Origin of the sequence: Mesorhizobium sp. M0870 (genome assembly GCF_040319775.1) — a bacterium.
GTDB lineage: Bacteria > Pseudomonadota > Alphaproteobacteria > Rhizobiales > Rhizobiaceae > Mesorhizobium.
In genome coordinates, this window is record NZ_JAMYOI010000017.1 from 1 (window position 1) to 5000 (window position 5000).

Sequence of the window (5000 nt, forward strand, 5' to 3'; positions counted from 1 at the left end):
GTCGCCAGCGGCGAGCCGCCCTCGTTCGTGAGGCGTATATAGTCGCCACACTCGACAACTGTCAACACACATCGACAATGTTTTTTCGATTTCTCGTAGAGATATCCACCGGACCGAAATTCATGAGTTGGCTTGGCTGAATTGTGGGCGGCGTTCTAGCGCCTACCATTCCTGTGATGCGTCCCGAGCTCGAGGCGCTGATGTGTGCCATCGCACCCGCCGCGCCTGGAGGACTGCCGAGCAATTCACCACCGAAGCGCGCCGTTTAGAGCTGGTCCTCGAGCAATTCCGGCGTGATGTTCCGGCCGGCGTAAAAGATGCCCAGGATCAGGACCCGCCCACCCTCGACGGCGAAGGCAGTGCTGACCGCGCGGCGATAGCCAACTATCCGCAGCCCAGGCATGATCTCGACCCGCTCGGTGCCCCGCTGTGGAAAAGTAGACAGGCCGAGACAATGGTCGCGGATACCCGCAATGAAATTCCAGGCGATCGCCGGCGACGCACGTCCGGCTATATCATCATCATCGTAGAGTTGCTCCAGCTCGGCTTCTCCCCTGGGTGGAAGACAGTCCGATACTCCACCCCTACTTGGCTTTCGCCTCCTTCGCGCGATGACGCGCCTCCAGCCGGGAGAAAACCGTTTCGGCAGGATTCCCTTCGATGAATCCTGCCGGAGTTCAGTTAGGCGCCCCGGTATCTCCTCGCGCAGCCATTTCTCCCGCTCCGCCTCGAAATCCTCAAGCATGCGCAGGCCCGCGCGGACAACCTCGCTGGCATTACTGTAGCGGCCTGATTCGAGCTGCTTCCTGATGGAGCTCTCGTAATGGTCATTCAAAGCGTAATTTGGCATTGGCACCGCCCTGCGGGAACATGGGAGTGATCCCGAACCTGGATAGATGTCAGCTATTAGCAAAATTGGCTGATTCGACCATGCCACGCCTTGCGCCACTCATCCCCAGAGAATCACCCTTCACTTGATTCGACTTGATCGAGGCGTCGCTTCAACGCCCCGGGCCGTTCGGCCAACGGCACTTGCGGCTATTGCGGCGTGACACACCCAACGGCCGGCGCGATCGAGAATCCACATGCAGGTCGATTCGCGGTCCTCAGTCATTGTCATGGCCGAGGGTGGCCACAAAAGCCGGCTGAATAGAACGCCACCCCGACCCAATTCATTTCGTATTTGATTGCAAGTCATCACCGACATCACTGACCGATGCCTGACAAGAGGATCGGATGCTTCGTCTTTTTTGCCTCCGATTCGGTTGATCCGGTCATGGCGGCGGCTGGGCACTTCACTGCCAGTCCCCCTAAACGCAAACGGCCCGCGGCTGCGGGCTGTTTTGAATTAGGTTTTGTCGAGAGGCTTGTTTTGTTGTCGTAGCTTGTCGGCTGAGGCCTCTTTGTGCGCCGAGGAGTGCCGCGCTTGCAGGCACCATTGTCCCCCGAATGCGAACGGCCCGCTGGCTGGTGCCTGGGGGACTGTTGCTTGGTGGAGATTGGTTTGCGGGGGACGGGATTGGGTTTTTTGTCCCGCAGCTTGGGCTTCGCCTTGTTGCGGGCGCCTGATCCGGGGCAATCGATGGCCAGCCCAGCCGAACATCAAAACGGCCCGCGGGCTTTGTGCCAGGCGGGCCGTTTGATTACCGCAGATTGGTTGCGGGGACAGGATTGAGTTTTCTGTCCGGCGGCGTCGGCTCCGCTTGCTTGCGGGCGCCTGATGACAGGTTAAATCGCCGGCACCACGGCACAATACAAAGGAGCCCGCACGAGGGCGGGCTCTTTTGTATTTGGTTGCGGGGACAGGATTTGAACCTGTGACCTTCAGGTTATGAGCCTGACGAGCTACCGGGCTGCTCCACCCCGCGTCAACCCTAAGCAAGCGTTTGCTTGCATTCCCTAAGCAAGCGTTTGCTTGCATTCCCTAAGCAAGCGTTTGCTTGCATTCCCTAAGCAAGCGTTTGCTTGCGTTCCTAAGCAAGCGCTTGCTTGCTTTTTTTGTGTAAGCCGAGGCCTACAGATAGGTATATGGCTGACCAAATGAAAGGGCCGCTTACGCGGCCCGTGATCCCTTGGCGGGCCATTTCATAAAGAGAAGATTTCTCTCACATCCGATTGGATGTGAGTTCAACGTGCGTTTGGCAGACCTGGCAGCGACCTACTCTCCCGCGTCTTGAGACGAAGTACCATCAGCGCTGGAGCGTTTCACGGCCGAGTTCGGAATGGGATCGGGTGCAGCCGCTCCGCCATAACCACCAGGTCGGCAAAACGCACGTTGTTCGAGAAGCTTTTTTGAGCGAATAGCCAATAGTGAGTAGCGAATAGGGACCCTATTTGCTGCTTTCTCTGAGCTGTTCGCTGGTCTTTTTTGTGCCTTTACAGTTCTTTTGGTCCTGGCGCCTTTCGAAGCGAAGCTTCGCAAGGTCGACCGACCGTCGGCGCTGATGCGCCGCACCCACGTAGCGCCGCCCGCAGGGCGGAACAAGCGTGAGTGAGAACATCTGACTTTGTCAGATGAGCATAAGGAATGAGAACGATCAAGCCGATCGAACTATTAGTACCGGTAAGCTTCAAGCGTTGCCGCTCTTCCACACCCGGCCTATCAACGTGGTCGTCTTCCACGGTTCTCAGGGAATACTCGTTTTAAGGTGGGTTTCCCGCTTAGATGCCTTCAGCGGTTATCCCGTCCGGATATAGCTACCCTGCTATGCGGCTGGCGCCACAACAGGTCCACCAGAGATCCGTCCATCCCGGTCCTCTCGTACTAGGGACAGATCCTTTCAATATTCCTACACCCACGGCAGATAGGGACCGAACTGTCTCACGACGTTCTGAACCCAACTCACGTACCGCTTTAAATGGCGAACAGCCATACCCTTGGGACCTGCTCCAGCCCCAGGATGCGATGAGTCGACATCGAGGTGCCAAACAACCCCGTCGATATGGACTCTTGGGGGTCATCAGCCTGTTATCCCCGGCGTACCTTTTATCCGTTGAGCGATGGCCCTTCCACGCGGGACCACCGGATCACTATGACCGACTTTCGTCTCTGCTCGACTTGTCAGTCTCGCAGTCAGGCAGGCTTATGCCATTGCACTCAGCGAACGATTTCCGACCGTTCTGAGCCCACCATCGCGCGCCTCCGTTACTCTTTAGGAGGCGACCGCCCCAGTCAAACTACCCACCATACATTGTCCCGGACCCGGATAACGGGCCGCGGTTAGACATCCATAGTAATAAGGGTGGTATTTCAAGGGTGGCTCCACCTGAGCTGGCGCCCAGGTTTCAAAGCCTACCACCTATCCTACACATGCCACTACGAATGCCAATGTAAAGCTATAGTAAAGGTGCACGGGGTCTTTCCGTCTAACCGCAGGAACCCCGCATCTTCACGGGGAATTCAATTTCACTGAGTCTATGCTGGAGACAGCGGGGAAGTCGTTACGCCATTCGTGCAGGTCGGAACTTACCCGACAAGGAATTTCGCTACCTTAGGACCGTTATAGTTACGGCCGCCGTTTACTGGGGCTTCGATTCAGAGCTTGCACCCCTCCTCTTAACCTTCCAGCACCGGGCAGGCGTCAGACCCTATACGTCGTCTTGCGACTTCGCAGAGCCCTGTGTTTTTGATAAACAGTCGCTACCCCCTGGTCTGTGCCACCCTCCTCTACTTGCGTAGAAAAGGGTCACGCTTCTTCCGAAGTTACGCGTGCAATTTGCCGAGTTCCTTCAGCATAGTTCTCTCAAGCGCCTTGGTATACTCTACCAGACCACCAGTGTCGGTTTCGGGTACGGTTTATAAGGAGGAGCTATTTCCTGGAACCACGCAGCAGCCCGTTCAATCCGATAAGATTGGACTACCTCAATGATCCGTCACTACCTCCAAGCCCACGAATATTAACGTGGTTCCCATCGACTACGCGTTTCCGCCTCGTCTTAGGGGCCGGCTAACCCTGCTCAGATTAGCTTTAAGCAGGAACCCTTGGTCTTTCGGCGGGGGAGTCTCTCACTCCCCTTACGTTACTCATGTCAGCATTCGCACTTCTGATACCTCCACCACCCCTCACGGGTATGGCTTCATCAGCTTACAGAACGCTCCGCTACCGCTTGGCCCTTGCGGACCAAACCCTAAGCTTCGGTGTATGGCTTTAGCCCCGTTACATTTTCGGCGCAAAGACCCTTATTTAGACCAGTGAGCTGTTACGCTTTCTTTAAATGATGGCTGCTTCTAAGCCAACATCCTGGTTGTTTTGGGATCCTCACATCCTTTCCCACTTAGCCATAACTTGGGGACCTTAGCTGTAGGTCAGGGTTGTTTCCCTTTTCACGACGGACGTTAGCACCCGCCGTGTGTCTGCCGACTAGTACTCCCAGGTATTCGGAGTTTGGTTAGGTTTGGTAATCCGGTGAGGACCCCTAGCCCATCCAGTGCTCTACCCCCTGGGGTATTCGGTCGACGCTCTACCTAAATAGATTTCGCGGAGAACCAGCTATTTCCGAGTTTGATTGGCCTTTCACCCCTAGCCACAAGTCATCCCGAACTATTGCAACAGTTATGGGTTCGGTCCTCCAGTAAGTGTTACCTTACCTTCAACCTGCTCATGGCTAGATCACTCGGTTTCGGGTCTAATGCGACGAACTGAACGCCCTATTCAGACTCGCTTTCGCTGCGCCTACACCTAGCGGTTTAAGCTTGCTCGTCACACTAAGTCGCTGACCCATTATACAAAAGGTACGTGGTCACCCAGGACGAACCTTGGGCTTCCACTGTTTGTAGGCAATCGGTTTCAGGTACTCTTTCACTCCCCTTGTCGGGGTGCTTTTCACCTTTCCCTCACGGTACTAGTTCGCTATCGGTCATGCACGAGTACTTAGGCTTGGAGGGTGGTCCCCCCAATTTCAGACAGGATTTCACGTGTCCCGCCTTACTCGAGGACGATTGATTGCATTACGCGTACGGGGCTGTCACCCACTATGGCCCTACTTTCCAGAAGGTTCCG

General features: G+C 55.7%; 1 protein-coding gene, 1 tRNA gene, 2 rRNA genes and 1 pseudogene (1 of these 5 running past the window's edge). All 5 read right to left on the reverse strand.

Annotated elements, in window-relative coordinates; genetic code table 11:
- Positions 1 to 265: 265 nt before the first annotated feature.
- A complete protein-coding gene (locus NKH97_RS20430; protein ID WP_352556341.1) occupies positions 266 to 403 on the reverse strand; it encodes a hypothetical protein in 138 nt (45 codons plus the stop codon).
- 181 nt (positions 404 to 584) lie between these two features.
- Positions 585 to 850 (reverse strand): annotated as a pseudogene (locus NKH97_RS20435) (type II toxin-antitoxin system ParD family antitoxin).
- A 941-nt stretch (positions 851 to 1791) separates the two neighbouring features.
- Positions 1792 to 1868: transfer RNA gene (locus tag NKH97_RS20440), tRNA-Met, on the reverse strand.
- Between the two features lie 277 nt (positions 1869 to 2145).
- Positions 2146 to 2260: ribosomal RNA gene (rrf, locus tag NKH97_RS20445) — 5S ribosomal RNA — on the reverse strand.
- 273 nt (positions 2261 to 2533) lie between these two features.
- Positions 2534 to 5000, reverse strand: a 23S ribosomal RNA gene (locus NKH97_RS20450) (it continues 355 nt past the right edge of the window).

Coding starts and splice junctions, on each gene's coding strand:
- NKH97_RS20430 (WP_352556341.1), bottom strand. CDS start 403: ATGCCTGGGCTGCGGATAGTTGGCTATCGCCGCGCGGTCAGCACTGCC.